The 2,545-nt window shown below is 48.4% G+C and carries 5 protein-coding genes; all 5 read left to right on the forward strand.

The window, feature by feature from the left end:
* Window positions 1-290, forward strand: a 290-nt coding sequence (locus WBA23_RS20505; protein ID WP_424584146.1) for a hypothetical protein, incomplete at its 5' end; no start/stop codon positions are given.
* An 8-nt stretch (window positions 291-298) separates the two neighbouring features.
* Window positions 299-505: a PRTRC system protein C gene (locus tag WBA23_RS20510; RefSeq protein WP_424584147.1), complete on the forward strand. Its 207-nt coding sequence runs from the start codon at window positions 299-301 to the stop codon at window positions 503-505.
* A 70-nt stretch (window positions 506-575) separates the two neighbouring features.
* Entirely contained in the window at window positions 576-1,529 is a 954-nt protein-coding gene (locus WBA23_RS20515; RefSeq protein WP_424584148.1) for a hypothetical protein, read from the forward strand.
* The gene (locus tag WBA23_RS20520) at window positions 1,519-2,262 is read left to right on the forward strand and encodes a hypothetical protein (RefSeq protein ID WP_424584149.1); all 744 of its coding nucleotides are present in this window, start codon (window positions 1,519-1,521) and stop codon (window positions 2,260-2,262) included. The genes WBA23_RS20515 and WBA23_RS20520 overlap by 11 nt, the downstream gene beginning before the upstream one ends.
* Window positions 2,259-2,545 (forward strand): ThiF family adenylyltransferase (locus tag WBA23_RS20525; RefSeq protein ID WP_424584150.1); only part of this gene is annotated, 287 nt, incomplete at its 3' end. The genes WBA23_RS20520 and WBA23_RS20525, both read left to right, overlap by 4 nt.

A 2,545-nucleotide genomic window follows, 5' to 3' on the forward strand; every position in this document is an offset into this window, starting at 1 on the left:
ATCTTACCCCCACCTACGAAAAGGCAACCAAGCAACGCGCTGAGATCGAGCAGCAAGCCAACCTGCACCGGCAAGCTGGATTATTTGATACGCCTGAGAAAGTCCGTTCAGCCAGTGAAAGCTCCGTTACACCGCAGCCAGCTTCTGAGCAAGCGAAAGACACTCCTTCCCAGCATCATGCAGCCCCCTTACGCCAGTCTATTCCCCAGGTGGCAGCAAAAGAAATTGGCACTGAAAAGAAGCCTAATACGAACAATCCCCTAAATACTCCAAAGTCATATTTTAACTAACGGTCACCATGATAGAAGCCATTCAAATTACCCGCGAATTCCGATACCAAGGAATAACCCTTACTGATTTAGGGGAGAACTTTACGCCCGAGTACATCAAAGATTTTTACGCCGGAACCTACCCCGCCCTAACCAATGCCGAAATACAGGACAACGGCATTAGCGATGATAAGCATATCTATACGTTTTCCACCAAAGTAGCCACGAAAGGATGAAGGCAGTCAACCAACATCAAGCAGCGCAGAAAGAAAATCAACCGCTCACCAAAGAACAGCAAGCAGCCCAATGGAAACTTTATCAATCTCTCGCCCCAATGATCTGCCAACAGCAGCGATCAACCAGCCACCCACGGCTACTACTTCCCTCCGGCAGTCAGGACTTCATACCCTAAGATTTCCCGCGTTAGCCCCCATTACGGTGGCTGATCGGATGGGCTATCGGAATGAACTGTTAGAGAAGATCATTGGTGAGCAAGATCGAGTAGAAGGGGTTCGCCGGTTTCAACAGCCGTTGGTTGATTACGACTATGATCTAAAAGACAACCATATTGAAGCGGTATACGAGTACCCCTTGCCCTATCAGCTATACCCGATTTATGTACCTTACCAACAGCTTGAACAAGCCTACCCGCAGCTGACGAAGCTACTGATTACCTTTTTCAAAATTGCTAGAAACCTGGGGGTCAGCTTTTGGTTTGAAAGCTACTATAGTGACTCGTTAATCAGGATGCTCAGTGATGATGAGGAAGCGTACTTTGAGCCGGAAGTGAGCAAGCAAGGGCAGAAATTCGCCCAAGATGCCCAGGCTATCCAGCAAGCCTATCAGAAAGCAAGGATAAAAAGACCCGGTACGCTTAAGAAGAAACTTCTTGGCTTGCAAAACGGAGCCGAATCAGAAAGCAGGTTGATTGCTACCTTGTTACGCTGGGTTGAATTTTTGGATGAAAAAGATACGCTAGCCAACTATACAGGGCAGGGTGGTACTGATGATGAAGTGTACGAAGATAGAATACTACCCACTGATCGCTATATCGTACTACCGGCGTGGGGGGAGCTAGGGGAGCAGTGGTGGCATGAATCCTTGCAACACGGCGACTTTCTTCCCATCCATATTCGGGTTCGGTTGGATGAAAATCTCCACGTACCCGCAATTCCTACATTTCCTATGCGCCTATCCACCATGATGATCGATATTTTTGAAGCTTTAGAAGCATTAATCCCCCCTGACCATGATGAATGAAACAACGTATCAGACCCACTATGTACCCATATCGGCGTGGATGGTCTACCAGCGCCAGCACGAGTTAGGAAAAGACGCTCCGCACGTTTGGTCCGATCGCCAAATGCCGGAATTCTACTTGGAAGCGCACACCATCGTTCCAGCAGAAAATGGAACGCATCAGTTGGGGGCAGCTTCGCCTCTAATGCGCGAAAAGGTGCAAGCAGTTTGCCAGTTGGTGGATGATGAACAGAAGGTTCACCGGTATTTTCAAGGATTGATACCTTCTTCGGTACTAAACATGCAGATAGCCCCCGAAGTGCTGATCTGGAAAGTAAAAGCAGCGCAGCGTTCTATTTCTTTTGATATTGAAGGGCTCGGAAAAGGGGAAGTGCCTTGTCCGAATCTAATTTTCAAAGTAGTTGATAACGCCCAACTATTCGTGTTCGCTACCAAGACCGACCGCATCCACGAACAAACCCCGCTCTACCGTGCCCCTTTTCCTAATATCGCAGACGGTAAGGTATGCCTTGGCTCAGCGAGTCGGTGGATTAAGGAGCCTGAAACCTACGAAGCACTGATGCAGCAGTGGGAGAGCATCTTTTTTCATTCGTCCTTTAATACGGATAACGATCACCACCGCGCAAAGCAATCGCTGCCTGATCTGTGGAAACCACTGATGAATACAGCAGCAAAGTTTCCCAAAAAGCAGCTACGCAAAACGCCCCTTACACTTAATGATTTACTAGTATGATACATTTTCTTCCCAAGGCATTGGTACAAGACCGAGAACCTATATCGGTTTGTTTGATTGGGGTAGGGGGGACCGGCTCCCAGTTACTGCCCCAACTTGCCCGAATCCATACTACCCTACAGGCACTAGGCAAGCAGGGACTACAAATTACGGTCTACGATGGTGATACGGTGAGTGAAGCCAACCTCGCCCGACAGCTATTTACAACCGGGGATGTGGGAGCTAATAAAGCGGTGTTACAAGTGAGTCGGTTGAACCGGTTTTACGGGATAAGCTGGCAAGC

It is taken from the genome of Tunicatimonas sp., assembly GCF_049647865.1.
Taxonomy (GTDB): Bacteria; Bacteroidota; Bacteroidia; order Cytophagales; family Cyclobacteriaceae; genus Tunicatimonas.

Coding starts and splice junctions, on each gene's coding strand:
- WBA23_RS20510 (WP_424584147.1), top strand. CDS start 299: ATGATAGAAGCCATTCAAATTACCCGCGAATTCCGATACCAAGGAATA.
- WBA23_RS20515 (WP_424584148.1), top strand. CDS start 576: ATGGAAACTTTATCAATCTCTCGCCCCAATGATCTGCCAACAGCAGCG.
- WBA23_RS20520 (WP_424584149.1), top strand. CDS start 1,519: ATGATGAATGAAACAACGTATCAGACCCACTATGTACCCATATCGGCG.